Raw genomic sequence first — 25,731 nt, 5'->3', positions numbered from 1 at the left:
CGTCCTCTGATTAATTTTTGTAAAACTTGCTACTCATACCGCGAGAGCTATATCTGCTTTATCAGCGATTCAGGTCGCAATCTTCATTGCCGCCCGCAAACCGGCTGAATACGGTATTCACATCGTCAAGGTCGACAGCGCCGTCCTCATTGTAATCAGGCTGCCCTCCGACCGGCCTGGAGCCTCCACTCGCAAACTCGTCGAAAATTTTGTTGACGTCTTCCAAATCCAGAGCAGCCCGTTCCGTCTCAGGCACGGTCAATCCGCGGCACAATCGCCCTGGGCGCTCCTGACGACGCGAATCGAAGTCATCAAAGTCAATGAACCCGGTTGAGCCCACGCTATTCAAAACGCCAAGAAATGCATTTTCAATGCCGATCCCAGTTGTGTCCGCAGACAATTGGACATCGCTGCCACCATCCACATTAAGAATTGTATCCGTCGAACTATCCCGCGCCCAGGACACTTCAATGGAATGCCATCCTGAACCGACGTCGGGCACAGAAGTGCTCTGCCAAGTCGTTCCATCTTGCTCTCGTACGGACAGCATGATGCTGCCGCCCGACGAGTCATCGGCGTCGTAGATCATCTCGATCTGATTGTCGCTTGCATCGTATACCGTGTCGCCCGAATCGTTGTCGGCTGCAAAAAGGACAATCGGATCGTTGGTGGCCGCTTCATCCAAAAAGACATAGAAGCGCAAAATATATGTTGCTTCATCGCCCGGGCTGTCATCCGCAACGTAACGCGGAGTTCCATCCACCTGAACCCGCATTCCGCAGGGACCGCCATAACGACGATTGTCACCATCCTGCTTTCCAACCGCCGGCGAGCCCTCCACATCAAACCAGTTTCCGGTTGTACAGGTCTGCGCCTGGGCGTTGAGAGCGAAGCCGAGGCAAGCTGTCAGTGCCACGCCGGCGAGAAGCAGCTTGCGGCCGTCCGTCATCAATTTCATGGTCGTCAATCCTCTTGATCGGTATGTTTCTGTCGCAGAGCCCATTACAGGCTTTGCCGACGCGGCCGTTTTTCCAGTCGCGACAGGCACTTGTGAAGCTCTGCTCAGAACCACTCGCTGCGAGTTTAGCCCATGAACACTGGGCCTGCAACCCGAAAGGCGGCTCCGGAGCAATGCGCTCCTCACCTATATATACGCAACAGGACCGGAAACCGTGTCAGATTTTTTGGGATACGAAAAAGCCCGGCGCGGCCCCGGGCAAGGAGCGGGCTCACCCGGGCTAACGGGATGGACTGCGCGGCCTGCGGCCGCTTGCCCTCCGCTTCGCTACGGGTAGCTCCGCCCGCTTCGCGGGCTTCGCATCGATCCCTCTCCCCCAGCCAGAAACAAAAAACCCGGCCAACGGCCGGGCTCTTTGTTTCTGGCTGGGGGAGAGGGATTCGAACCCCCGCTGACGGAGTCAGAGTCCGTAGTCCTACCACTAGACGATCCCCCATGAGATCGTTTGCTTTTCCTCCGATCTGGATCGAAGGGATTCGGCGAGTGGATTTTCGTCGCTGGCAAGGCTTTGGGCCGTGGAGGAAGCGCAGTGTACTTGCGTGTACATGAGCATTCCGGAGCGGCCCGAAACGCCGCCAGCGGCGAAAAGGCGCCGCCGAATCAGCGCTTGGAGTACTGGGTGGCCTTTCTGGCCTTGTGCAGACCGATCTTCTTGCGCTCGACAGCGCGGTCGTCGCGGGTCGCGAAGCCGGCACGGCGCATCTGGGAGCGCAGCTCTTCGTCGTACTCCATCAGGGCACGGGTCAGACCAAGGCGGATGGCGCCGGCCTGGCCAGTGGTGCCGCCGCCGCTGACGGTGGCGTTGACGTCGAAGCGATCCAGAAGCTCGACCAGCTCGAGCGGCTGGCGCACGATCATCTGGGCGGTCTTGCGGCCGAAGAATTCGTCCAGCGGCTTGCGGTTGACGGTGATCTGACCGTTGCCGCGACGCAGGAAAACGCGTGCGCTGGAGGTTTTTCGTCGGCCGGTGCCGTAATACTGTTCAGTTGCCATGTCTTTACCAGAAATTCCTGATCGTTACAGTTCCAGCGGCTGCGGCTGCTGGGCGGCGTGCGGGTGCTCGGCACCGGCATAGACCTTGAGCTTTTTGAACATCGCCCGACCGAGCGGGCCACGCGGCATCATGCCCTTGACCGCCATCTCGATGACCGTCTCCGGCCGCTTGGCCAGCTGCTTTTCCAGGGTGATCGACTTCAGATTGCCGATATAGCCGGTGTGCTTGTAGTAAATCTTGTCGCTCATCTTGCGGCCGGTGACGTGGATCTTGTCGGCATTGATCACGACCACGTAATCGCCGGTATCGACGTTCGGCGTGTACTCCGGCTTGTGCTTGCCGCGCAGGCGACGGGCCACTTCGGTGGCCAGACGGCCCAGCGTCTTGCCGTCGGCGTCGACCAGATGCCACTGGCGGCGCACGTCTTCTGCCCTGGCGCTGTAGGTTTTCATGATTCCGTTCGCTCGCTAGGTTGAGAACGTTGCAGTAAAGAGCGGGAATTCTACAGCAAGCATTCTGGCCCTGCAACAGGCTTTCAGTCGTTTTCGCGGGACTCGGAGGGCAGCATCAGCCGCTCGACCGGCCGGCCTTCGACCAGGTGCGACTGGATGATCTCGTCGATGTCGGATTCGTCGATGTAGGTGTACCAGACGCCCTCCGGATAGACGACCAGGCAGGGCCCCTCCTCGCAGCGATCCAGGCAACCGGCGGTGTTGGCGCGGGCCCCACCGGCCCCGGCCAGTCCCAGTTCCTTCAACTGCGCCTTGGCATAGGCGCGCAACCGCGCCGAACCGCAACGGCCGCAGGAAGGCCGCTCGGCCCCTTCGGCGCGTACGTTCGTGCAGAAAAACAGGTGGTGGCGGTAGTAACTCATTGCTCGCCGAACTTGTAGACAAGATTGGCCGTGGTCAGCGTGTCGGTCTTCTCGATGCCCGGATCGACGTCCGTATTGTGGCGCACCGCCCCGGACAGTTTGAGCGCAAAGCGTGAATTGATTGCCACATTCAGCGCCAGCTCGTTCTCGGCGAAGGTGTTGTCGCTGCCGGCCTCGACCAGCAGGACATTGGTCAGGTCGGCGGTCTCGGAAATGGTCCAGGCATAATCCGTGGACAGGCGCCCGATCACGTTGGTCTGGGTGTCCGCCAGCGGATCATTCGGCTCGGTGCGCCGAACACCCGGGCCGATTTCCATCGTCAGCTGGTGGCTTTCCGAATCGAGCAGCTGCCGCCCATAGCCAAACGACAGGCTGGCCTGGTAGTCGTTGCTCGAAAACTCGTCCTGGTCGTAGCGCAACGCCCCGAACAGGTAGGATTTCTCGTTGAAGTTGTAGCCGGACTTGTAGGCCAGCGTGTAGCGCTCGGCATTGAGCTGGCCCTCGTCCTCGGCGCGCAGGGCCGTCATGCGGAGGTGGTTGCGCCATTTCTTCGACTGGCGCTCGAACTCCAGGCCCAGGTTCAGCGTTTCGGTTTCGGAGTTGCCGCGGGCCATCACGAAACCGAACTCCCCCTTGCCCGACCACTCGGCGGCTTCCGCCGGGCACACCAGCCAGCCGCACATCAGGATCATCGCAAAAGACTGCATGGGAAAAGCTTTCTTCCTGTTGAAAAGGCGCACGGCTGGCACTGACAGTTGCATCATGTCCAAGGTTCCCCCGGCGTCATGAATTGCTCGACGATGTAGAGCGAGTATAGAACGTGTAGCATCTTCGAGATGTAAAACCCCACCTCGGAAAGACAGCATGCGCCAACTCACTCCCGTCGATCATCTCTTCGGCCAGCTCGACGACGGCCTGCGGGCGGCCTTCGGGCCTGCACCGAGCGCCACCCGACCATCGCCCGCCGAAAATCTGGAAGAGGCCGATCTCGGCGAAGACGAACGCCGGCTCACCGCCGGACTGATGCGGATCAATCACACCGGCGAGGTCTGCGCCCAGGCGCTCTACGCCGGACAGGCGGCCACCGCCCGCAGCGAGGAGGTGCGCGAACAGATGGCCGAAGCCGCCCTCGAGGAAGAAGACCACCTGGCCTGGTGCGCCGAACGGCTGGAAGAACTGGCCAGCCGCCCCAGCCTGTTCAACCCGCTGTGGTACGCCGGCTCGTTTTCCATCGGCGCAGCCGCCGGCCTGGCCGGCGATCCGTGGAGCCTGGGTTTCGTGGAAGCGACCGAACGCCAGGTCGAGGCCCACCTGGACGAACACCTCGATCGCCTGCCGCCGCAGGACCAGCGCTCACGCGCAATCGTGTCCCAGATGAAGGAAGACGAAGCCCGCCACGCCCAGATGGCCCTCGACCACGGCGCCACCATCCTGCCCCCGCCGGTGCAGCACCTGATGTCGCTGACGGCCGGAATCATGAAGGCGGTGGCATACCGGATATAAATTAAGCGTCGTCCCGGACCCCGATCCGGGACCTCGCACATGTACGCCTGTACGGCCAAACTCACTGCCATCCGAACCGTACGAGGCTCCGGATAGTCACGCGCTACCGGCCTTCCTCCATTGCCTGCGCTACGCGATTTCCGGGGCGACAATTTTTCCTGAACCCGGAACCCTACCCCCGGATAATCCTACGGCGGATCTCCCCGGAGACCATGTCGATCACCAGCACGATCCCGATCGTGAGCACCAGCACCGCCGCGGCCTTGTCGAAATGGCGATAACGCAGGGTATTGAGCAGTACGCCCCCGACCCCGCCGGCGCCGACGACCCCGAGCACCGCCGAGGCGCGGATATTGAGCTCGAAGCGGAACAGCCAGTGGGCGATGATCTCGGGCAAAACCTGCGGCAGCACGGCGAATCGCAGCGCCATCACGCGTGAGCCGCCGGCGGCCTCGACCGCCTCGACCGGGCCGAAGTCGATCGAGTCGACCACTTCCGAGCCCAGCTTGGTGAGCATGCCGATCGAGGAAATACCGATGGCCAGCGCCCCGGCGAACGCGCCCAGGCCGACGATGGGCACGAAGTAGATCGCCAGCAGAATCTCGGGAAAGGCGCGCGTCGTCGCCGAGATCAGCTTGACCACGCGGGCGAACTTCGGAAACAGCGATCTGGCGCCCAGCAGTGCGAGCGGCAGCGAGAAAACGGCGCCGATGATCGTCCCGATCCAGGCAATCTGGATGGACTCCGCGATCGAGGGCAAGACCTTGTCCCAGCCGTAGGCCATGTCGGCCGGGTAGAAGAAGCCCAGCACTTCGGCCATCTGCGCCGGCAGTTTGCCCAGGCGCTCCGGCGAGAAGCCGATCGCCCACATCGACCACAAGAACAGGGCAGCGATGATGAACGTCGCCCACGTCGCCCCGCCGATACGGTTTTGATTCTGGATTGCAGAACCGCTCATGCCAGCTGTTTCCGGATTGCCTCGGAAATCTCCTCGATGATCAGTACGGCCACCAGGACTACGAGGACAATCATGGCCACGCGCTCGTACTCGAAATTCGCACGCTGGGTCTCGAGGATCATGCCAATACCGCCGGCACCGACCAGACCGAGCACCATCGAGGCGCGCACGTTCAGTTCGAACGCGTAGAGCGCGTAGGAGACATAGTGCTGCATGGCCTGGGGAATGGCGCCGAACTTGAGCATCTCGAGCCAGGTTCCGCCGACGGCACGCACCGCCTCGGGCAGGCCCATGTCGATCGACTCCAGCGACTCCGACCACAACTTTGAAATCACCGCGATGGTGAACACCGACAGCGCCAGTGCCCCGGCCACCGGCCCGAATCCGACCGCCGTGGCAAACAGCATCGCCCAGAACAGGTCCGGCAGCGTACGCAGCACGTTCATGAAGTTACGGTCGGTAAACCAGATCACCCGGCCAAGCGTGAGATTGCGCGCGGCCAGTACGGCCACCGGCACCGACAGAATGCCGCCAATCACCGTGCCGATGATGGCGATATTGAGCGTCTCCATGAACGGGTCGGCCAGGCGCGGCAGATAACTGAAGTCCGGCGGCCAGGATTCCGCCAGCAACCGCCCGCCGCCGCTGATATTGCACAGAAACTCGACCACGGAAAAACCGATACCGTTGCCCGACCACCAGGTCATGGCGAGGAGGAAGCTTGCCGTGACAATGATCAACGGCCAGTTGCGACTCGGCCTTTGGGGTATCACCGCGACCTCCGAGTAGAATCAGCTTCCAAATTCGAAGCACGAAATCCGAAATTCGAAACAAGCACGAAATCCGAAGCACGAAATCCGAAATCCGAAACAAGCACGAAATCCGAAGCACGAAACGGGTGGCTATCGTGATTCGAATTTGGGTTTTCGAATTTCGAATTTGTTTCGGATTTGGTGCTTCGGATTTCGAATTTCATTCTTGCTGTTCCTCCAGCAAGTCATCCTCCGTAAACTCCCTCCCGTAGATATCGCGGAAGTCCTCATCGGTGACCGTCTTCGCCGATCCGTCGTAGACCAGTTCGCCGTGCTTGAGACCGATGATGCGCTTGCCGTATTCGCGCGCCAGGTCGAGAAAATGCAGGTTGACCAGGGTGGTGATGCCCAGTTCGCGGTTGATGCGCACCAGATCGCGCATGATCTGGTGGGTGGTGACCGGGTCGAGCGAGGCGACCGGTTCATCGGCGAGGATGATGGCCGGCTCCTGGGCCAGGGCGCGGGCAATGCCCACACGCTGCTGCTGGCCGCCCGAGAGCGTGCTGGCGCGCACCCAGGCTTTTTCGGGAATGCCGACGCGCTCGAGCGCCCGGATCGCGATATCTCGATCATGCTGCGGCCACAGATTGAACATGGTCCGCCAGCCGGGTACATGCGCGAGGCGGCCGATCAGCACATTGTTGATTACGCTCAGGCGCTTGACCAGGCGGAAGTCCTGGAAAATCATGCCCACGCGTTTGCGCAGCGCTCTCAATTCGCGGCCTTCGCGTTGCGACACCGTTTCGCCGTCAACCTCGACGGATCCCGAAGTGAGCCGGTTGAGCCCGTTGACGGCACGCAGCAGGGTCGACTTGCCCGCCCCGGAGGAGCCGACGATGACGACGAACTCACCCGGTTCGATCTCCAGGTTCATGTCCTTCATTCCGACCGTGCCGCCGGGATAGGTCACGCCGGCATCGATGAAGCGGATGCGGCCGCGCTGATCACTCATGTCTCATTCCCTTTATTCAGCCCCTCAGCCGGTGGTCATTCACGCAGCAGTTCATAAGCCTCGCGCACCGGATCGTAAAGCCCCTCGGTGGCCGGCACGAAACCGTCGATTTCGTAGAGCACCCACAGCACCTTTTCTTCACGCGGCAGGTGGGCCTGCGATTCGGCCAGCTTGACGAAGGCTTCGGCAATGGCCGTTTGCAGATCCTCGGGCAGGCCGGGCCGCAACTGCACGCCGTCATTGGGAATCATCACCGTATGATCGAAGGTGATGACCTTCTGACCGATGTCGGGGTACTGATCGTCGATGAACATGCGCACATCGTCGTAGGCCACGGCAAAACGAACGTCACCAGCGTAAACGGCCAGCGCGGCCGAGTCGTGACCGCCCACGAACAGGCCTTCGACGTCCTTGCGCGGATCGATGCCGTGTTTCATCAAGTGGACGGACGGAAACAGGAACCCGGAGGTACTGTTGGGATCGGTGAAGGCAACGGTTTCGCCCTCGAGCACGCGTACGTCACCCTGGCAGGTCAGATAGCCACGCTCATCCTCGACCACCGGCGTGTCGCAGACCGACGGGTCGTTGGTCATGAACTGCGAACGGTAGCCGGTCTCGCCATCGCGCACGGCAATCAGGATGGTCTCGATGCCGTAGCGGCGCTGGCCCAGCATGGCCGCGAACGGCGGCAGCATGCCGATATCGGCACGGCCCGTGCCGAGCGCCTCGACCAGGCCGGTGTAGTCCTGCGGCACGAAGCTGGTCACGGGCATGCCCAGTTCTTCGCTGAGAAAGTCGGCCAGCGGCTCGAGATTGTCGACCATGGCCTCGGCCTCGAGCGAGGGCACCAGGCCGAGCACCAGTTCATTGGGCCAGCCTCGTTCGTCGACCTGGTCGCGCGGGCAACACCCAATCAGGACGATCGCCAGCAGTGTCAGGAAAACAGTTCGCAACGGGACCGCCCTTTTGAGACTGGCGTCATGTTAGCGGATTTGCCGGGAACGAACATGACACCCCGGCAGCAGGCCTCAGGCTACTGATCGGCCTTCGAAAAGTTGTTCGTAGTGTTTCCAGTGCCCCGTCGGCCGCAGCGACGCCAGCGAGCGTTCGATGGCGCCGGCCAACCGGGCGCTGTCGTCGAGCCCCAGCTTTTCGGCAAGCTGCGCGGCCACAGCGGCGGCATCGTTTTCCAGGTCGCCCCGGGAAAAGACCATGAAATCCAGCGGCAGAGTCTCGAGCATCTTCTCGAGCACGGCCTGCTCACGCTGCCACAGCGCTCGCATGGTCTCGACGCCGCTGAAACCGGCCAGCCGCCATTCCAGCTCCAGGTCGCGAAGCTCGGCATCCGTTAGTACCACCGTACTGCCCGGAAAGAAGCGTGCAATCGCCGGCAGAGCCGCCATCGGCAGCCACATCGGCTCGAGCACATGGTCGGCACTGTGTCCCGCCCGGCGAAGATAGCGCTTGCGGGCCAGGCGCAGCTTTCCTTCATCCAGCGCCGCCAACTCTTCCGGGCGCGCCGAAAACCCCAGGACCTCGCGCCGTTGCGCCGCACCCTCATGATCGAGCATTCGGATGCTCTCGTGCTCGGCAAGGGCGATTAGCAACTGGTCGCGTCCGCTGCCCGGCCAGCCCAGAATGAAAACCGGCTTGGGGCGTCCGTCCTCGGGCGCCTGCGTCGGCCACCCATCAACATCGAGAGTCTCCAGAGCCTTGTAGGCATCTTCAGACAGCCCGGATCCGGCGGCCTGCATCAAGGTCGGTGCACGCCAGCCAGTTCGCTGCAGATGCTTGCCGGCTTCTTCATGCAGACCGGCCTGGTCAAGCGCCCGGGCCAGGATCCAGTGCAGGAAGGGATCGTCATCTCCCTCGGCCGCCAACGGGCGAAGTGCCTCAATGCATTCCTGCAGATCATTATCGGCCAGCGCCAGTCGCGCGCTCAGCACGCGCGACTGACGCCTGAGGCGCGCGTTGGAATCACCGTGCAGACCGGCCGCCAGTTCGGCAGCATAAGCGCGATCACCTTCCCGTTCAGCCAGCTGCGCGCGGATCAGTTGCGCGGCCTGAGGCCAATCCCGGTCGAGCTGGTCAATCAGCTCGGATGCGGCAGCGGCGTCGCCATCGGCCAATCTCAGTTCGGCCAGCATCAGCAAATGGGTCGCGTCAAGCTGTTGATCGCGAATAAATTCCTCGAGCCGCCGCCGCGCTTCGGCCAGATAGCCGAGCTGCCGCAACGCATGGACCTCGAGCAGATCCAGATCATGGTCACTGTCACCACAGCGCCTTGCCTCGGCAGCTGCGGCCAGCGACTCGTTGGAACGCCCTCGCTCAAGCAGCAGCTGAGCCATAGCTCGATGCAGTGCTGCGTTGTTCGGAGCCGCCGACAGCGCATTGTCGAGACAGCGCTCGGCAAAATCGGGATGTCCGCGCTGCAGAAATACACGCGCCATAACCACCTGAGCGCCGATATTGTCGGGCTGCAGCTGGATGGCACGCACGGATAACTCATAGGCCCGCTCGACCTGTCCGGTACCCAGCAAGCGTTCCGCCAGACCAGCCAACGCCGGCACACACTCAGGATCGGCTCGCAGGGCGGTACGAAAATGCGCCTCGGCGCGTTCGCCGTCGCCGGCGGCCTGTGCCAGATGGCCGAGCTCAACGCGGGCCAGGGCGTGGTTGGGGTTGAGCTCGAGCGCCTTGTCCAACGCCTCGATCGAGCCCTTTTCGTCACCGCCCTGCCGACGGACGCAGCCCAGTTGAAACCAGGCCCCCACGTGCGAGTCGTCCAGGTCGACAGCGCGTTGCATCGTCTCGACGGCTTCGCTATTGCGACCCTGCGCTTGCTGGCAAGCGCCGATCATCAACTCCAGGTTGACACGCTTGCCCTCATCAACTCGTCCAATCAGGTTGCGATAGGCCTTCTCGGCACCCTCGAAATCGCCACTTTCGAACAAGCCCCTAGCCTGCTCGATCAGGTCTTTATCAGTCTGCATAATTCGCTCTTCAGTCTCTGCTCAATCCAGCTGTCCAGCCGCCAGTTGGTGAGGAAGCCGCAATGGCCGCCGTGGGGCAGCACCTCGATATCCAGCGCCGCCGGATGCGGCAATGCCTCAAAATCGCGGACCGGAATGATCGGGTCGTCTGCGGCGGTGATAATCAGAGTCGAGGTCTCCAGCCCGGCGAGATAGTCACCGGCCACCGAATACCCTTCCAGGTAGGCGTCGAGATCCTCGAAATCCGTCAGGCGCTCGATCAGCCACTCGGTCTGGGCGCGAACGCGGCCCAGACGAAACCAGTCTTTTAAATTGTACCGCTCGGGGAACAGCGACTGCTTGTGCTTGAGCGAGCGGCGCCACTTGTGCACAAAGTAGCGTTCGTAGATCGGCAGGCCCTGCTCCATGGCGTCGAGCACATGGTGCGGGCGAATCACTGGGCTGACCGCGATGGCGCGGCGGATGTCGAGCCCGCGCTCGGGCGCGTGGCGGGCGATGCGCAGCGTAAAATTCCCGCCCAGGGAAAAACCGGCCAGGAAGACCGGGCCGTCATACTCGCCGGCCACGGTGGCCACGACATCGAGTACCTCGTCGAGCAGGCAGGAATGGAACAGCCCCTCGTTGAGATGATGCGAGTCGCCGTGGTCGCGGAAGTTGAGCCGGAAGGTATCGAAACCCGCCCCGTCCAGCGTCACCGCCGTCGACAACAGATAGTTGGAATCGGCGCTGCCCTCCCAGCCGTGGAGCATGATCACCAGCGCATCGCGGCGACCGTGCTGCGCCCGGTTGGCGAAGCCGAGCAGACGCGTGCCGTCATTGGCGGTAACGATTCGCTCGATACAGCGCGACAGGTACTCGGCCGCGCGTTTTCGCACCTTGCGCCGGCGCCATGGGCCGGAGGTGAGAATCGACTGCATGTGCGGGCTGGCCAGCAGTCCGCGCGGTTCGAAACTGGGCATGGACGATTCAGGCGTTGTCATAGAAATCCTTGACCACGGCGCCAGCCTTCTCGGCCAGGCGGCGCCGGCCGTTATCGTAATCGAGTATCGGCTCACCGATCATGATGCGCCCGGTCAGCGGCGGCTCGGCCATCAGCCGGAAGAAATTGCGCAGGAAGCTCTCGCCGGGGCCAAAGACAAACTCCTCGTGCAGGTCGTCCCCGCGCTCGTAGCGGATGGCCACCGGCACCACCGGCATGCGCGTGCGGATCGCGGCGGCGAACAGCGGCGCGTGAAATCGATTGACGCCGCGGTCGGGACGAATGCCGCCCTCGGGAAAGATACCCACGCGATCACCTCGGCGCATCAGCGCGGCCATGCGGCGCGAAATCTTCTGGCGCGATTCCAGCCTGCCGCGGACGATGAACAGCGTACCGCCCACCTCGGCCAGCCAGCCGATCAGCGGCCAGGCGCGGATTTCGGCCTTGGCCACCAGCCACATCGGCCACAGCGCCTGCAGCAAGACGATGTCGAGCCAGCTGATGTGATTGGCCACGATCAGGGCCGGCCCGTCGGGCAGCTGGCCGGATATGTCCATGCGCACGCCGAACAGGCGCAGCGTGATGCGCTGCCAGGTCCGGTGCGCACGCTCTCTCAGAGGAATGCCGAAGACCGGAATACGCTTGATGCCGGGCAGGAAGCACAGCAGGGTCAGCGGCAGGCCGATGAATATGTGGAGGATAAACAGCGGCACGCGCCAGATCAGGCGCCAGGGTGTGCGGAAAGCGGGTACGCGGTGTTCCGGTTCGCTCATACCTCGGCTCCGCGGGCGTGACCGCATTGCCAGCAGGTGGTGAACTGCGCTTCCAGCCGCTCGCCGCAATCCGGGCAGGTCCAGCTTTCGCCCTCACCCACCTCGTCGCGCCGCTCCAGCACCTGCCGGGCCCGCGCCACGTCGCACTTGCGCACCCAGATCGAGGGTCTCGCACCCTCGGAATAGTAGATCTCGACCGCCACCGTCCACAGCTCCATGCTGCGCACCTGGACCGCCAGGCCGGCCGATTCCAGCAGGCCACGCAGGAAGCCGGCCTCGATCGGGTCGTCGGCCGTGGTCAGCTTGGTCCAGTCGCTCAATCGCTTGGCCCTCGGTGGGCGGTTTCGATGCGCGCGCAGGTTAGCACAGGCCCATACCGACTACTCACCCGCAATCTGGCATCATGTAGCGCTTGTTGAAAACAATTCTTTTTCAGTGTCCTCTTCCCGGAACGCCCATATCCGCATCGCCTCGACCGGCCGCGAGTTCAGCGCCCGCCCGGATGAAACCATCCTCACAGCGGCACTGCGCCAGGGCATCGTGCTGCCCTACTCCTGCCGCAACGGCACCTGCGCCAGCTGCAAGTGCCGCCTGATCGAGGGCGAGATCCGATATCCCTACAACCCGCCGACCGCGCTCGATCAGAACGAACTGCACGACGGCCAGATGCTCAGCTGCCAGGCCGTGGCCGAGGGCGATATCGTCATCGAATCGCGCGAGATCGAACAGGTGGAAGACATCCCGGTCCGCCTGCTGCCAGCGCGCGTGGAAACCATGGGCCGCTTTACCGAGGACACCATGCGCCTGCGCCTGAAGTTGCCGGCCGCCGCGCGGTTGCAGTTTCTGGCCGGCCAGTACATCGACATCCTGCTGCCCGACGGCAAGCGCCGCGCGTTTTCCATCGCCTCACCTCCATCGGAAAAGGACTTCATCGAACTGCACGTCAAGCATGTCGACGGCGGCGGCTTTACCGGTCACGTCTTCGACGACATGCAGCCAAAGGAGATCCTGAGATTCGAAGGCCCGCTGGGCACCTTCTTCTTCCGCCGCAACTCCGATCGCCCCGCCGTCCTGGCCGGCGGCGGCACTGGCTTTGCGCCGCTGAAGGCCATGATCGAGGAACTGATCCACGCCGGCGACGAACGTCCGCTGGAGCTGTTCTGGGGCACGCGCACGGCAGCCGACCTCTATGCCGCCGAATTGATCCGAAGCTGGCAGGCCGAACATCCGGCGCTCAATTTCGTCCCGGTGGTCAGCGAGCCCGATGAAGACTGGTCCGGCGAGACCGGCTTCGTCCACGAAGCGGTGCTGCGCCACCACCCCGACCTCTCCGGCTGGGATGTCTACATGTCCGGCCCCCCGGCCATGATTCACGCTGCCCGCCCGGCCTTCATCGAGGCCGGCGTACCCGAACACCGGCTGTTCTACGACTCGTTCGACTTCGCGCCGGACGTGCCGCCGGCGGCGGGCTGAGTGCAAACGTCGCACCACCTGGTCGATGAAGGCCTGGTTCGTCACCCGCACCCTGGTGCTGACCGTCGGCGCCGTCATCTACCGGCTCGCATGACGAAATTGACGTTCGGGAGACGCGGAGACTTCACGGTTATGTCGAGAAGCTGCAGATTCACGACGCTTCCGCGCTTGCTGCTGGTCTGGGCAATCCTGGCCGTCCCGGGCATCGCATCCGCCGGGGGTGAAACTTATCGGCTATCCGAGGGCGAGGTCGTCGGACAGCTGGTGCGCGAGTATGCGCGGCGCAGCGATACCCTCATGGATATCGCGCGCTGGCTCAACCTGGGCTATTACGACATCCGCCGCGCCAATCCGGATGTCGACCTGTGGTTGCCGGGCGAAGGCACGCAGGTGCTCATCCCCTCGCGCTACGTGCTGCCGGACGCCCCGCGCAAGGGCATCGTGGTCAATCTCGGGGAACTGCGCCTGTTTTACTTCCGCGAGGAGAACGGGGAAAAGACCGTAACGACTTATCCGATTGGCGTCGGCCGGGCCGGGCTGGAAACCCCGCTCGGTCAAACCCGCGTGACGGCCAGGGTGGACGACCCGGCCTGGTATCCGCCGGAAGACGCTCGCGCCGACTACGCCCGCCGGGGTAGCGAGCTGCCCCGGATCGTCCCCCCGGGACCGGACAATCCGCTCGGAAGCCATGCCATTGCCCTGGCGCTCGACGGTTACCTGATCCACGGCACCAATCGACCCGACGGCGTGGGCATGCGCGTGAGCCGCGGATGCATCCGTCTCTATCCCGAGGATATCGCCGAGCTGATCGGCTCGGTCGAAATCGGCACGCCGGTTCACATCGTGGACCAGCCCATCAAGGCCGGGCTCGAGGGCGGGCGGCTTTGGTTGGAAATACATCGCCTGGCCGACGGCGGGCCGCCGTCCGCCGGCCAGACAACCGCCGTGATCCGGCGCGCGCTGGCGCGGGCTCGAAACGGGGAGATTCTCCTGGACTGGCAAAAGCTCGCCGCTGCACTGGAACGCGCGGATGGCATTCCACATGCGATCAGCTTTCTGCCGCACGATTGAGGAGATTCATCCCCCGGCACCCCGGCGGGGTGCCGGGGCCGGAGCCTACTTCTCCTGCATGCGCTCCAGGGCGCGATCGAGTTTTTCCTGCGCGTCGTCACAGCACTGCTGGGCGGCGTCGGCACCTCGCTGGGCAGCCCGTGCGGCTTCCATCGCCTCGCGGGCGACTTCCGCCGCCTCGCTGGCAGCCTGCTGGGCCTCTTCGGCCACTTCCATGGCCCGCGCCGCATCGCTCTGGGCGCGTTCGAGTTCGGCTGTCGAGGCACAGCCGGCCAGCACGACCAGTCCACCGGCCATCAGTAAGGTGCGAAGGTAGGGAATATTACGTTTGTCTTGCATGGCAAACTCCATCGTTCGTTGTGTGGAGTCTCTCCGGCCAATGCGGGCTGAACGCCCCGCGCCCCCGGCTGGCCGGTCCCGTGCGGCCACGCCCCCCGACTGCCTGCGTGTTGCCGCACACGTTCATCATACAGAATTTGCGGCGCGGGCCTAAGCCAGCGAACCGGTGGTGCTTCAGCGCTCAAGTGGAAGCTTTGTCCGGCTTATCGAGGCTTTCGCTTTCCGAAAGACTGTCAAACTCGGCTTCCTCGGCGGCCGCGCTGTAACTGTAGGGCTCGCCTTCCTCGTCCTGAAGCTGGTAATCGTAGGCCGCCTGCAGGCCAGTGTCTTCTTCTTCGACTTCGACTTCGGCTTCTTCGGGCTCGTGCTCGATGTTGCGTGGGTACAGCGGCGACAGGATCGCCACCAGAATGCCGATGGCCGAGAACGAGGCGAAGGCATCGGCATATCCGAACTCGTCCACCAGCGCGCCGACGACGGGCGAGCCGACGGCCTGGCCGAGCGCGCAGGCCATGAACGGCAGAACCGGCCCCATCGACAGCCGCCCCGGCAAAAGGCGGATGCCGGTCATCAGGTACAGCCCCGTCAGGCTCATGTAGGCCAGGCCGAAAACCAGCGCGGAAAACGCCGCGATTACGATCTGTCCGGGGCTGGCGGCGAGCAGGGCCAGGCTCGCCGACAGCATCATCAGCATCAGCGCGTGCGTGATCGGCGGGTTGTTGCGATCGGCCAGGTCGGCCGCGATGGCGCCGCCGAGTCCGGCGATACCCACCGCCAGCCACAGCCAGCCCGTCGCGCCGGGCGGCAGCGCGCCGAGCGTGACCACCAGGTCGGGTGCGAATATCCAGTACGCGGCCGAGACGAAACCCATCGCGAAGGCGAACAGCGAGAGACCGAACAGGCGTGACCATTGCAGCTTGCTGATCGGCGGCGGCGGTGCGGCATTCGCCGGCACGACCCGGGAAACCGAGGGAATGAACAGCCACGCCGCCACCATACCGATGCCCGCCAGGACGGCAAAGGACCCGTACGCGAAACGCCAGTTGCCCGCCAGGAACAGCACCGCGGGCACGGCGACGATCACGCCGACGCTGGTTCCCGCGTTCATGACCGAACTGACGCGTCCGTGCAGCGTGCGTCTGACCAGCGCCTGCATCGCTGCGGTAAGCGCCGGCATCATCAGGCCGGTACAGATACCGCAGGCGAACACCCCGATGCCGAGCGACAGCGGGCCTCCGGACAGGCTGATCAGCGTAAGCCCCCCGACACCGAACCCGCCTGACAGCACGGCTGTGTAGCGCGCGCCGAGGCGCTCGGCCGAAAGCGGGGCCACCAGTGTCGCCAGCAGGAAGCTGATCAGCGGCAACGCACCGATGATGCCGATCACGTACGGCGAAAGCGCCAGGTCGGCGCGGATGGGCGGCACGAACAGACCGAACGCGAAACGCGCCAGTCCGTAACTGATCGCGACCAGCGCGGCGCCGAACAACGCGAAGCCCGTCGGCGACAGCGATTTCATGCTGCCCGCGGCCGCCTGGGTCGAACGTTCGATTTACTTTTGTTCACCACGCAGCCCTAACCTGGAAGGGGAACTAAAGTCAGATATTACACTGTGCGGGTCATTCCGGCTTCAGGTCGCCGTACCAATAAGCTGCGGTGACCCCGCCATCCATCAGGAAATCACTGCCGGAGATGAATTGCCCCTCCGGTCCCATGAGCAGCGCGCCGAGGTTGCCGACTTCATCCGGTGTACCGGGCCGCCCGGCCGCGCACACCTCGATCATGCGCCGGTAATCCTGGCTGTGCGGCCCGTTCAGTTCTTTCCTGGACAGCGGCGTGACAACAATCCCGGGGCTAATGGCGTTGAGTCGCGCACCGCGTCGGGCCCACCCAACCGCCTCGGCCTGGACTCTCAGCGAACTGCCCCGCTTGGCGATCTGGTAGGCCCGCAACGAGTCCGTCACGCGGTCGGGCTGAAGCATGGGCAGGTCGAGCAGTTTGTCAGCCAGCGTGGTTGCCAATGCCGAAGCCTCTTCGGGCGGCAACGCACCCAGGCGATGGCCCGCTTGTGAGCTGACCACCAGGCCGGAGCCGCCGCGGGCAATCACGTTTCCGAAGGCTTCGAGCACGACCGCCGCGCCATAAAGATCGACCTTGAAAATCACCTCAGGCGGGGCATTGGAGGGTGAGACACCGGCCGAGTGGATGATCCCGCTGACATCGCCGAGCGCCACCGCCTCCTCGACCAGCGCGTCGACGGATGCCCTGGAGGTGACGTCCACCGTCGTCGGACGAACATCGAAACCGGCGTCGGCCATCACCCTGGCGACCGCATCTGCATTCTCACGCTGCAAGTCAGCAAGCAAGACTTGTTTGCCTGCGCTCACGCGCCGGGCGATGGCCTGGCCGATCGATCCCGATCCGATGACGACAATGACGTCTCCCATGATCCCTCCGGTGCGAGTCAAAGAATCAATGCGGCAATGTAACAGGGCGTCAGTGGCTTCGGGAACCTCGGATCTGCTGATGGTTCCGGTTTGCCGCCGGATCGCGCCGGCGGTAGATTGGACGCACTGTCCACCAATGCGTCGCCTGCGGGAGAAGTCGTCATGAAGCGAATCAATCTCTTTTCGATCATGTTGCTGATGCTGATACCGGCACAGGCTGTCATTGCCGGCGCCACCGATGACGCCCAGGGCATCAACGACCGCATTGCCGTCATCGAGGGCCTGGCCGGCCCGGAAGCCGTCCATTGGGATGCGGAGCAGGAGATCTGGTTCGTCTCGAATTTCAACGGCGATGCTTCCGGCGACGCGAACGGCTTCGTCTCGAAGGTCGCATCCGACGGGGAAATCCTCGAGCGCGAATTCATGACCGGCAGCGATCAGCACCCGCTGCACGGGCCGCGCGGGATGCGGATCGCCGGTGAACGCCTGTGGGTCGCCGATGCGGATGGCTTGCACGCCTTCGACCGCCGATCCGGCAAGCAGCTCGAATTCATCGATTTCTCCGCCTTCGAGCCGGGCTTCCTCAACGACGTCGAGATCGGGCCGGACGGCGCGATCTATCTGACCGATACCGGCAACGCGCGCCTGTTCCGGATTGCCGACGGCGAGATAACAATTGTTGCCGACGAGGAGCTGGCTTCACCGCCGAACGGCGTTGTCTGGGATCCGGTCCACGAAGCGCTGGTGCTCGCACCCTGGGGCGGGGGACTGGAATTTCTCGGTTACCGTCCATCGTCGGGTGAGTTCGTCGACATCACCACCCTGCCGGCCGGCGGCAACATGGACGGACTGGAGCCCTGGCAAGGCGGTCTGCTGGTCGCCTCCCAGCATGACCAGGCGATCTGGTACGTGCGTGATGGCGAGGCCGAGATCCTGATCCAGACCCCCGGCCGCCCCGCCGATATCGGCCTCGATGCATCCGGGCGCCGGCTCGCCGTGCCCTACATTGCTCTCGACCGCGTCGACCTCTGGGAGCTTCCGGACCGTTCCTGAAAACCAGACAGAACTGCAGTCGGAAACTGCCAGATCAGGAATCACTGCGTCGTAGGCCAGGCGCCCCGATCAATCAGCCACGACCTGGTCGCGTCCTTCGGCCTTGGCGCGGTACAAGCGCTGATCGGCCGTGCGAAGCAGCGTATCGAGATCCGCACCGTCGCTTCCCAACGTGGCGATGCCCACGCTCACTGTGTGCGGGTCCACGTTATCCAACGCGCTCCAATGGGCCGGCTGCTCGCGCCAGGCTGTGCGCAGCCGCTCGGCCACGTGACCGGCGACCTCCCTGGACGTATCCGGCAACATGGCAAGAAACTCCTCGCCGCCGAACCGGCACAGGAAGTCCTCGTCGCGCAGCTCGGAACGCAGTCGCTTGGCAAAGTCCACCAGCGCGCGATCACCGGCGGCATGACCATGGACATCGTTGATGTACTTGAAGTGGTCAAGATCCATCAACAGAATCGAAAGCGGTTGATGGTCATCGCGTGCCGTGGCACAGAGCCGTTTGAAGGTTTCCTCCAGCAGATTACGGTTGGGCAGGCCCGTCAGCGTGTCGGTGGCGGCAATCTCGCGCAAGCGGTGCTCGCTGCGTTCGCGGCCGCGCTCGTAGACATGCGCAAGCGCAAGTCCCAGCATGCCCGCCAGCGAAAAATTCGCGGCCACCGTGAATTGCGGGCTGTCGGCCGGCAGTCCAAACCGAATCCAGGCAAGCAACGCCGCGCCGGAAAAACTGGCCAGGGAAACGGCAAGGCCCAACCGGCTGCCAAGCAGGAAATGGAGCACCAGAGGCAGCAGAATCGGCCAGACGAAAACCGACGGCGAGGCTCCCGGCATCGCGAGGATCGCCAACATCGCGCCAGTCCAGGGGATCACGTAGGCCAACGCCCAGCCCCTGAAATGCCTGGTACGGCCGATGACCGGAAGCAGGGCAAGGGAATAGCCCACGAACGCGAACTCGACGAGGGAAGCCGCCCAAAGACCACGGTACAGGTTGAGCCAGGCGAACAGGATGCCGCCCAGGGCGGTGACCACCATCATTGCGCGCAAAACGGTGCGACGTTCGCGATGACTCCGTGTTGTCGAGATGGCCATTTCTGAACTTCCCCCCTGGATGCCAGGCGCGATATCGACCATCTTCCGATCGAACCGTTTCACTTCGCGCGTTCGCGCGAGCGAGAAGGATAAACCCCTATCCCCCGAATTCCAATTCATTCCGACCGCACCGGTTGCTGGTCGGTTCAGGCCGCAGTGCTCCCCAGGCTCTGTCCAGTCAGCCGGAAGGAAAAAACCACGGTCATCCAGAGCCCGCAACCGTCGCGGGATCCGGCCCAAAGTCCTGCGAATGGCCGCGAAAACTGCTAATCTTGCAACCTCCACAGAGCGCATTCGAGGCCATCGAAATGAACCATCCCATAGACGGCAATCGTCTCAAGAAATCCTTCCTCGGCGAGGAGCTGCTCGACGAGGAAATCGAGGCCCTGAAGGGCATCCTGACCACCGAAAACGTGGCCAAGGACGAAATCCTGATCAATGAAGATGACAAGGACCGGCGACTGTTCCTGCTGGCCGATGGCAAGATCGAGGTGCTCAATAACCAGAAGGGTGAGCTGACCCACGTTTACTCCATGTCGCCGGGAGAGTTTGCCGGCACTCGCGCCTTCATCGATGGAACACCGCGTGCGGCCACCCTCAAGGCCCAGGAGGATTCGGTGGTCTATTGCCTGGAGCCGGCCGACTTCGAGGGCCTGATCGAAACTCATCCGCGCCTGGTCTACAAGATCATGCGGGCCATTTTCCGCATCACTCACGTCAACCTGATGCGCATGAATACCGAGGCACGGGAACTGGCCAACTATGTTTACAAGATGGGTGGTCGTTACTAGACAGCCAGACGCTCAATATCTTGAGCGTTCGGTTCATTCAATCCGATTGGCCCGCCCTGCCTGTTTCTTTACGGAAGTTCAAATCGGTGACTGAAGATCTTGTCGGCCCGGGTTTTCGCTCTAGAATGCCGACATGTCAGAGTCGTCGGAACATCAACGGGTCGTCGAGGCCACTCGCCAATGGCTGGAGACAGTCGTTATCGGGCTGAACCTGTGCCCGTTTGCCGCTTCGCCGTGGCGTCAGGGTCGGATTCGATTCAGGGTCAGCGAGGCGAGCAGCCAACAACAGTTGGCCCAGGATCTGGCCGACGAATTGCTGGCGCTGCAATATGCCGATCCGGCCGAATGCGAGACCACGCTGCTGATTCATCCCCACGTGCTGGGTGACTTTCTGGATTACAACGACTTTCTCGAACTTGCGGACCGGCTGCTGGAAGACCTGGCGCTGGACGGAACGATCCAGATTGCCAGCTTCCATCCCGACTACCGGTTTGCCGACAGCCATCCGGACGATCCGGCCAACTGCACCAACCGGTCGCCCTACCCCATGCTGCACCTGCTGCGCGAAGCGAGTATCGAGGCGGCCACGGCCAATTTATCCAATCCCGAGGAGATTTTTGAGCGCAACATCAAGACGTTGCGGGAATTGGGCATGGATGGCTGGAACGAGTTGATGAAACGCTCGTAACAGAGCGGCCGGTTCAGTAACTCAAGCCGGTACACTGGCGAGTTCAGCCTTCAGGGAGTGAACAATCATGATTCAATCCGTCAATTCCAACGGTCGCGGCCAGCAAGGCCCGCCCGACTTGACCGCAGTACTGGAGAAAATCACCGGTGGTGGCGGCCCGTCGGGCAAGGTCATCATCGGCATCGCGATCGCGATCGCGCTGATCTGGGGTGCGTTCAGCGTGTTTTATACCGTCCAGCCCGAGGAGCGGGCGGTGGTCAAACGCTTCGGGGCGGTCATCGGCATCACCGACCCGGGCCTGCACTTCAAGATTCCATTCGGCATCGACCAGGTCCAGCGCGTGGCCACCGAGCGTGTGCTCAAACAGGAGTTCGGATTCCGGACCCAGGGTACGCGCCAGGGCGGGCGCTCCACATACAGCAGCCAGGACTTCGAGGCCGAATCGCTGATGCTCACCGGCGACCTGAACATGATCGACGTCGAGTGGGTGGTTCAGTACCGGATCGCCGATCCGATCAAGTTCCTCTACGAAATGCGCGAGCCGACACGCACGCTGCGCGATATTTCCGAATCGGTGATGCGTCGGATCGTCGGCAATATGCTCGGCTCCGAAGTGCTCACCGTCGGTCGCGTCGAGATCCAGCAAAAGGCGCAGGAAGAAATCCAGGAAATCATGGAAGGTTATGACGCCGGCATCCGGATCAACACCGTCGAAATGCAGGATGTCGTGCCACCGCCTGCGGTGCAGCCGGCGTTCAATGAAGTCAACGAGGCGCGCCAGGAACGCGAACGCATGATCAATGAGGCGCAAAAGCGCGTCAACCAGGAAATTCCCAATGCCGAAGGCGCGGCCTTGCGTACCGTGGCTGAAGCCGAGGGCTACGCCACTGAACGCGTCAACCGGGCGATGGGCGAGAGCACCCGGTTCTCGGCGGTTCTGAACGAATACCTTTTGGCCCCCGAGGTCACCCGCTCCAGGCTATACCTGGAAACCCTCAACGAAGTACTGCCCACCATCGGCCAGGTGCTGGTCGTCCAGGACGGCCAGGTTTCTCCGCTACCGCTGCTCGATGTCAACCGCAACGCCGCGCCTCGCGCCGGAGGTGAACAATGAAAACGATCATTATTGCAATCGTCGCGATCGTACTCATCGCCGGCGGCAACTTCGTGTTCTACACCGTCGACGAAGCCGAGCAGGCCATCATCGTCCAGTTCGGCGAGCCCATGGGTGACGTCATCAGCGAGCCGGGCCTGAAGGTGAAACTGCCCTGGCAGAACGTGCGTCGCTTCGACAAGCGGTTGCTGGTCTGGGATGGCGACGTCACCCAGATTCCAACCCTGGGCCGGGAATTCATCCTGGTCGATACCACGGCACGCTGGCGTATCGACGATCCGCTGCTCTTTTTGACCAGCGTGCGCGACGAAGCCGGTGCCCGGACCCGGCTCGACGACATTGTCGACTCGGTGGTGCGCGACATGGTCTCTTCAACCGAACTCGAGGAGATCGTGCGCTCCAAGGACTGGGAAGTCGATGTCGACGACCTAGCTGACCCGGCAATGGCTGATCGCGGCGACATCAACCTCGAGAAGCAGCCCAAGCTCGGCCGCGAGCTGCTGGAGACCGAAATCCTCGAGCGCGCACGTGATTCCATGCCCACCCTGGGTATCGTGCTCGACGACGTGCGCGTCAAGCGGGTCAACTACATTGATTCGGTTCGAAAGCAGGTCGAAAACCGCATGATCGCCGAACGCCAGTCAATCGCTGAGCGCTTCCGTTCCGAAGGCAAGGGCCGCAGCCAGGAAATCCTCGGCAACATGGAACGCGATCTTCGCCGCATTCGCTCGGAGGCCGAGCGCGAGGCCGAGGAAATCCGGGGCGAGGCCGACGCCGAAGCCACCCAGATATACGGCGAAGCCTTCGGCGCCGAGCCGGAATTCTATTCCTTCTTCCGCACGCTGGAAAGCTACCGGGCACTGGGCCCCAATGCCACCATCATGCTGAGTGCCGATTCGGACTTCTTCCGCTACCTGGAAGAGTCGCAGGTGCAGTAATCAGGCTGTTGAACCTTCCCCCGCCCCGGGGGAAGGTGGTTCCGGAAAGGCGCGGCGATTCGGTATGCTGAAGACTTATTCCTGACAATGATATCGACAGGCCGCAATGGCAAAGCACATCTTCGTGATCGGGCTCGACGACTTCAACCTGAAGGAACTGCAGACGGTTCGAGACGCAACAGATTACGAGTTTCACGGCCTCGTCGACTACGACGCCACGGTGATCCGGACTTCCCCCAAGGAGCAGATTGCCGCGCTGCAGCGGATCTATCCCGAACTGCTGATAGACATCGCGGTAGAGGAAGGCATGCGGCTGTCCGATCTCAAGGGCCAGGACAGCTACAGCTTCGAAATCGGCGACATCTTCATCGGCGCGGAAAATCCGCAGGAACTGCACGTCAAATTCCGCAACATCATGGACGTACTTGACTTCCGCTTCGAAGACGTACTACCCAACAGCTGGGGCAACATCCTTGTCTAATCGCGCAGTTGATCATCAGACGAGGTCTCGGTCGATCTTCTTCTCGATATTGTGGGAATGGACGCGCCGATCGCCCTCGTAGCCGTCCAGTTCGGCGCGAAGATAGAAGTGCCCCGCGTCTAACGTGAGTACCGTGCGCGCTCGCACGGTTACTGACCACTCGTCTCGGCAAAGGCGACGCACGTTTTCGGTTTTACCACGGATCGAGTCGTAGTCATTTCCCGAGTGGCTGTACCACTCGACTGTCCGAATCCGTACGTCCAGATCCAATTCGTCGATACGAACCTCACCCTTGTCCTTGCGAATCTCGAGTACAGAACGATCGTGCGCCAGGTCGCGCGTTACCGTCCAGGCATAGTCGCGAGGCTGAATCATTGTCGTCGCCGATTCAGCCGCACCCTGCGGCGCGCTGAACAGCTGGCGGTCGTCTTCAGTCTCGCTCGACTCGCGAACGGGCAGATCCAAGTAGCTGCCGACCGCGTCGATCACCACCCCTGGACGGTTCGGACGCGGGCCAGGCCAGGGGTCAGTACGAGGTAGACACCGAGAGACGGACGCGGTGCCGGGAAAAGAAGCGATGCGCCAATTCGTTCAAGGTCACGCGCACGGTTTAGAACTTGCCGGGCTTCAGTGGTTCCGGTTGCTCGTGACTGTTGCGATGAGTCAAATTCAAGAGTCCGTAGGTAATACGGGTGGTCTCCTCGTTCTGGCGCACCTCCGAAAGTCGTACGGCAAGCATGGCGACGGGGCGGTCCGACTTCACGCGAAAAGTGACGACCGGCGAGCCCAGAATCTCAATCGGTGCGGTCAGCGTCTTGCTGTCGAACACCAGCGCACCGCCGAGGGTTCGGGGGCGCGCTGTCCTGCATCCAGGTGCGCAGCATGGCTCCTGTTCGATGCCGCTTTCGATGTCCTTGAGCCAACGGTCCCACCAGCGCAAGGCTTCCGAAAGAAAATCGATGGCCGGTCCGGGACGTCCCTGGTGCGGATACTTGTGCCCCCAGGGGCCGATGAGCCCCATGCGCGGCGTGCTCAAGTTGTCCATGAGCCGAAACACCGCATTGGAATAGCCGTCGGCCCAGCCGGTAGAGGGCCGTGACTGGAACCCGGATCCGATCATAATTTTCGTTGACCGAACCGTGCCGCCAGTTCTTCTTCAGAAGCGGATCCGGGGGCAGCGCGTTATGGCTATACATCGTAGAGGTCCAGGAAAGGTTGTCCGCCAGCAGGCAGCCGCCCATGTAGTGGATGTCGTCGGTGTAGCGATCGTCCGTGGAACAGGCCGTGGTGATGGCCTTGAGCGGCTCTGGCTGGCACTCGGCGATCTGCAGTCCGTTGAAGCCGCCCCAGGAAATGCCGATCATGCCGACCTGGCCGCTGCACCAGGACTGCCTCGCCAGCCAGTGCATGATGGCTTCACCGTCTTCATCGACAACTTCCGGCCATCGCGGCACTCAAAGCGCCATAGCACCAGCCAGAACGGAGAAGGAGCCGCCCGTCCTGACCGCATCGCCATGACGGAAACCGTCCGGATATTGACCTGAATTAGTGCTTTCTTCAGCAAGGCCGGTTATTGTGTTTGTACAGGCTTGACTGATTGTTGGAAAACATCACGTCACAGGCCGTTTCACGGAGGGCAGATTCATGGTCAGACGGGCCTCGCTGATAGACATCGACCGGATCAAGGAAAACCTGGTTTCGCTTATCCGGGTTCCCTCGCTGACCGGCGCAGAAGACAACATCGTCTCGCATATCGCCAACTGGCTTCAGCAGTTCGACGCCGAAATCGACTACTGGAACGACGGCATTGCCTCCCTCCAGCGCGACCCTCGTTATCCCGGGCATGAGGTCGAACGCGCCTGGGCACCGCTGGTCGTGGGCGTGCTGCGCGGCGATCAGCCCGGCCCGTCGATCCTGCTGACCGGTCACGTCGACGTAGTGCCGCCGGGCGATTACGACCGCTGGAGCGACGAACCGTTTTCCGGAATCAGCCGTGGCGACCGTATCTACGGCTGCGGTTCTTCCGACATGAAATCCGGACTGGCCGCGGCCATGGCTGTATTCGAGGCCTTTGCCGAAAGTGGACGCAATTTCCCCGGCCGAATCATCTTCGCAGCGGTCCCGGCCGAAGAGGACAGCGGCCTGGGAACCCTGGCGGCCATCCGCGGTGGCTGGGATGCGCACGCCGCCATCATTCCCGAACCAACCACCGGGGCCAGCGGTGTGCCGGAACTGGTCATTGCCCATGCCGGCGCCATGTCGCTGAAGGTGCAGGTACCCGGTCGCTCGGCCCATGCCAGCAAGCGCCTGATGGGCGAGAGCGCGCTCGATCATTTCCTGACCATCTACAAGGCCATCCGCGAAGACGAGCGCCGAATCAACGAAAAG

General features: G+C 62.7%; 28 protein-coding genes, 1 tRNA gene and 1 pseudogene. 10 read left to right on the top strand and 20 right to left on the bottom strand.

Translation table 11 applies throughout. From position 1 onward, the window contains the following. Positions 1 to 61: 61 nt before the first annotated feature. The 6 genes from DZK26_RS09805 to DZK26_RS09780 form a co-directional block, all read right to left on the bottom strand. Positions 62 to 958 carry a hypothetical protein gene (locus DZK26_RS09805; RefSeq protein WP_116897537.1) on the bottom strand — a complete coding sequence of 299 codons (897 nt, stop codon included), beginning with the start codon at positions 956 to 958 and terminating at the stop codon, positions 62 to 64. Positions 959 to 1,380: 422 nt separating this feature from the next. Next, positions 1,381 to 1,454 (bottom strand) — tRNA-Gln (locus DZK26_RS09800). Between the two features lie 164 nt (positions 1,455 to 1,618). Beyond that, the gene (gene rpsI / locus DZK26_RS09795) at positions 1,619 to 2,011 is read right to left on the bottom strand and encodes a 30S ribosomal protein S9 (protein WP_116897538.1); all 393 of its coding nucleotides are present in this window, start codon (positions 2,009 to 2,011) and stop codon (positions 1,619 to 1,621) included. 24 nt (positions 2,012 to 2,035) lie between these two features. Next, positions 2,036 to 2,464: a 50S ribosomal protein L13 gene (gene rplM / locus DZK26_RS09790; protein WP_116897539.1), complete on the bottom strand. Its 429-nt coding sequence runs from the start codon at positions 2,462 to 2,464 to the stop codon at positions 2,036 to 2,038. Positions 2,465 to 2,547: 83 nt separating this feature from the next. Further along, entirely contained in the window at positions 2,548 to 2,886 is a 339-nt protein-coding gene (locus DZK26_RS09785; RefSeq protein ID WP_116897540.1) for a ferredoxin, read from the bottom strand. Beyond that, a complete protein-coding gene (locus tag DZK26_RS09780; RefSeq protein WP_181918300.1) occupies positions 2,883 to 3,593 on the bottom strand; it encodes a YdiY family protein in 711 nt (236 codons plus the stop codon). The genes DZK26_RS09785 and DZK26_RS09780 overlap by 4 nt, the downstream gene beginning before the upstream one ends. A 157-nt stretch (positions 3,594 to 3,750) precedes the next feature. Between DZK26_RS09780 and coq7 the strand changes: the two genes are divergently transcribed. Beyond that, complete coding sequence (gene coq7, locus DZK26_RS09775; protein WP_116897542.1) at positions 3,751 to 4,389, top strand: 2-polyprenyl-3-methyl-6-methoxy-1,4-benzoquinone monooxygenase; 639 nt, start codon at positions 3,751 to 3,753, stop codon at positions 4,387 to 4,389. A 172-nt stretch (positions 4,390 to 4,561) separates the two neighbouring features. Here coq7 and phnE (DZK26_RS09770) read toward each other — a convergent pair whose 3' ends face one another. The 8 genes from phnE (DZK26_RS09770) to DZK26_RS09735 all read right to left on the bottom strand — a co-directional run bounded on the left by phnE (DZK26_RS09770) (position 4,562) and on the right by DZK26_RS09735 (position 12,176). Continuing rightward, the gene (gene phnE / locus DZK26_RS09770) at positions 4,562 to 5,347 is read right to left on the bottom strand and encodes a phosphonate ABC transporter, permease protein PhnE (protein ID WP_116897543.1); all 786 of its coding nucleotides are present in this window, start codon (positions 5,345 to 5,347) and stop codon (positions 4,562 to 4,564) included. After that, on the bottom strand, positions 5,344 to 6,120 hold the full coding sequence (phnE, locus tag DZK26_RS09765; protein ID WP_147306613.1) for a phosphonate ABC transporter, permease protein PhnE: 777 nt from the start codon (positions 6,118 to 6,120) through the stop codon (positions 5,344 to 5,346). Before phnE (DZK26_RS09765) ends, phnE (DZK26_RS09770) begins: the two co-directional genes overlap by 4 nt. Before the next feature lie 199 nt (positions 6,121 to 6,319). Beyond that, complete coding sequence (gene phnC, locus DZK26_RS09760) at positions 6,320 to 7,111, bottom strand: phosphonate ABC transporter ATP-binding protein (protein WP_116897546.1); 792 nt, start codon at positions 7,109 to 7,111, stop codon at positions 6,320 to 6,322. 35 nt (positions 7,112 to 7,146) lie between these two features. Then, complete coding sequence (locus DZK26_RS09755; protein WP_116897547.1) at positions 7,147 to 8,064, bottom strand: phosphate/phosphite/phosphonate ABC transporter substrate-binding protein; 918 nt, start codon at positions 8,062 to 8,064, stop codon at positions 7,147 to 7,149. Between the two features lie 75 nt (positions 8,065 to 8,139). Further along, positions 8,140 to 10,104: a tetratricopeptide repeat protein gene (locus DZK26_RS09750; protein WP_116897548.1), complete on the bottom strand. Its 1,965-nt coding sequence runs from the start codon at positions 10,102 to 10,104 to the stop codon at positions 8,140 to 8,142. Continuing rightward, on the bottom strand, positions 10,083 to 11,063 hold the full coding sequence (locus DZK26_RS09745) for a YheT family hydrolase (protein WP_181918301.1): 981 nt from the start codon (positions 11,061 to 11,063) through the stop codon (positions 10,083 to 10,085). The genes DZK26_RS09750 and DZK26_RS09745 overlap by 22 nt, the downstream gene beginning before the upstream one ends. A gap of 7 nt (positions 11,064 to 11,070) precedes the next feature. Next, positions 11,071 to 11,856, bottom strand: coding sequence for a 1-acyl-sn-glycerol-3-phosphate acyltransferase (locus DZK26_RS09740; protein WP_181918302.1), 786 nt, complete (start codon positions 11,854 to 11,856; stop codon positions 11,071 to 11,073). Further along, a complete protein-coding gene (locus DZK26_RS09735; RefSeq protein ID WP_181918303.1) occupies positions 11,853 to 12,176 on the bottom strand; it encodes a DUF2007 domain-containing protein in 324 nt (107 codons plus the stop codon). Before DZK26_RS09735 ends, DZK26_RS09740 begins: the two co-directional genes overlap by 4 nt. Positions 12,177 to 12,291: 115 nt before the next feature. Here DZK26_RS09735 and DZK26_RS09730 point away from each other — a divergent pair, with 115 nt between their 5' ends. Both DZK26_RS09730 and DZK26_RS09725 read left to right on the top strand, forming a co-directional pair. After that, entirely contained in the window at positions 12,292 to 13,329 is a 1,038-nt protein-coding gene (locus DZK26_RS09730; protein ID WP_258870826.1) for a CDP-6-deoxy-delta-3,4-glucoseen reductase, read from the top strand. A 132-nt stretch (positions 13,330 to 13,461) separates the two neighbouring features. Continuing rightward, positions 13,462 to 14,400 (top strand): L,D-transpeptidase family protein, encoded by a 939-nt coding sequence (locus DZK26_RS09725; protein ID WP_116897552.1) that lies wholly within the window; start codon positions 13,462 to 13,464, stop codon positions 14,398 to 14,400. 45 nt (positions 14,401 to 14,445) lie between these two features. Here the strand turns inward: DZK26_RS09725 and DZK26_RS09720 are convergent, their stop codons facing one another. The 3 genes from DZK26_RS09720 to DZK26_RS09710 all read right to left on the bottom strand — a co-directional run bounded on the left by DZK26_RS09720 (position 14,446) and on the right by DZK26_RS09710 (position 17,186). Further along, positions 14,446 to 14,739, bottom strand: a complete 294-nt coding sequence (locus DZK26_RS09720) for an Lpp/OprI family alanine-zipper lipoprotein (protein ID WP_181918304.1) — start codon at positions 14,737 to 14,739, stop codon at positions 14,446 to 14,448. Between the two features lie 181 nt (positions 14,740 to 14,920). Continuing rightward, the gene (locus DZK26_RS09715; RefSeq protein WP_116897554.1) at positions 14,921 to 16,258 is read right to left on the bottom strand and encodes an MFS transporter; all 1,338 of its coding nucleotides are present in this window, start codon (positions 16,256 to 16,258) and stop codon (positions 14,921 to 14,923) included. A 100-nt stretch (positions 16,259 to 16,358) separates the two neighbouring features. Then, positions 16,359 to 17,186, bottom strand: a complete 828-nt coding sequence (locus DZK26_RS09710) for an SDR family oxidoreductase (RefSeq protein ID WP_116897555.1) — start codon at positions 17,184 to 17,186, stop codon at positions 16,359 to 16,361. 162 nt (positions 17,187 to 17,348) lie between these two features. Here DZK26_RS09710 and DZK26_RS09705 point away from each other — a divergent pair, with 162 nt between their 5' ends. Continuing rightward, positions 17,349 to 18,239, top strand: coding sequence for an SMP-30/gluconolactonase/LRE family protein (locus DZK26_RS09705; RefSeq protein WP_116897556.1), 891 nt, complete (start codon positions 17,349 to 17,351; stop codon positions 18,237 to 18,239). 69 nt (positions 18,240 to 18,308) lie between these two features. Here DZK26_RS09705 and DZK26_RS09700 read toward each other — a convergent pair whose 3' ends face one another. After that, positions 18,309 to 19,331 carry a diguanylate cyclase gene (locus DZK26_RS09700; protein WP_181918305.1) on the bottom strand — a complete coding sequence of 341 codons (1,023 nt, stop codon included), beginning with the start codon at positions 19,329 to 19,331 and terminating at the stop codon, positions 18,309 to 18,311. Positions 19,332 to 19,639: 308 nt separating this feature from the next. On the opposite strand from DZK26_RS09700, the gene DZK26_RS09695 reads away from it, so the two are divergent. From DZK26_RS09695 to DZK26_RS09675, 5 genes are all read left to right on the top strand, one after another. Beyond that, the gene (locus DZK26_RS09695; protein ID WP_116897558.1) at positions 19,640 to 20,122 is read left to right on the top strand and encodes a Crp/Fnr family transcriptional regulator; all 483 of its coding nucleotides are present in this window, start codon (positions 19,640 to 19,642) and stop codon (positions 20,120 to 20,122) included. A gap of 133 nt (positions 20,123 to 20,255) precedes the next feature. Next, on the top strand, positions 20,256 to 20,810 hold the full coding sequence (locus DZK26_RS09690) for a DUF1415 domain-containing protein (RefSeq protein WP_116897559.1): 555 nt from the start codon (positions 20,256 to 20,258) through the stop codon (positions 20,808 to 20,810). Positions 20,811 to 20,877: 67 nt separating this feature from the next. Further along, on the top strand, positions 20,878 to 21,924 hold the full coding sequence (gene hflK, locus DZK26_RS09685; RefSeq protein WP_116897560.1) for an FtsH protease activity modulator HflK: 1,047 nt from the start codon (positions 20,878 to 20,880) through the stop codon (positions 21,922 to 21,924). Further along, positions 21,921 to 22,862, top strand: a complete 942-nt coding sequence (gene hflC, locus DZK26_RS09680; protein WP_116897561.1) for a protease modulator HflC — start codon at positions 21,921 to 21,923, stop codon at positions 22,860 to 22,862. Before hflK ends, hflC begins: the two co-directional genes overlap by 4 nt. 106 nt (positions 22,863 to 22,968) lie before the next feature. Continuing rightward, positions 22,969 to 23,343 carry a hypothetical protein gene (locus tag DZK26_RS09675; protein ID WP_116897562.1) on the top strand — a complete coding sequence of 125 codons (375 nt, stop codon included), beginning with the start codon at positions 22,969 to 22,971 and terminating at the stop codon, positions 23,341 to 23,343. A 15-nt stretch (positions 23,344 to 23,358) separates the two neighbouring features. Here DZK26_RS09675 and DZK26_RS09670 read toward each other — a convergent pair whose 3' ends face one another. Beyond that, a complete protein-coding gene (locus DZK26_RS09670) occupies positions 23,359 to 23,832 on the bottom strand; it encodes a hypothetical protein (RefSeq protein ID WP_147306614.1) in 474 nt (157 codons plus the stop codon). A 127-nt stretch (positions 23,833 to 23,959) separates the two neighbouring features. Next, positions 23,960 to 24,770 (bottom strand): annotated as a pseudogene (locus DZK26_RS14745) (CocE/NonD family hydrolase); the annotation flags it as partial. Between the two features lie 217 nt (positions 24,771 to 24,987). Here DZK26_RS14745 and DZK26_RS09655 point away from each other — a divergent pair. Beyond that, the coding region (locus DZK26_RS09655) for a M20 family metallopeptidase (protein WP_116897565.1) at positions 24,988 to 25,731 on the top strand (744 nt) is incomplete at its 3' end.

Source organism: Wenzhouxiangella sp. 15190 (assembly GCF_003417465.1).
In the GTDB taxonomy this organism is placed as follows: domain Bacteria; phylum Pseudomonadota; class Gammaproteobacteria; order Xanthomonadales; family Wenzhouxiangellaceae; genus Wenzhouxiangella.
Note: the sequence above shows the minus strand (reverse complement) of the source record. Positions and strands in the feature narration are given on the sequence as shown.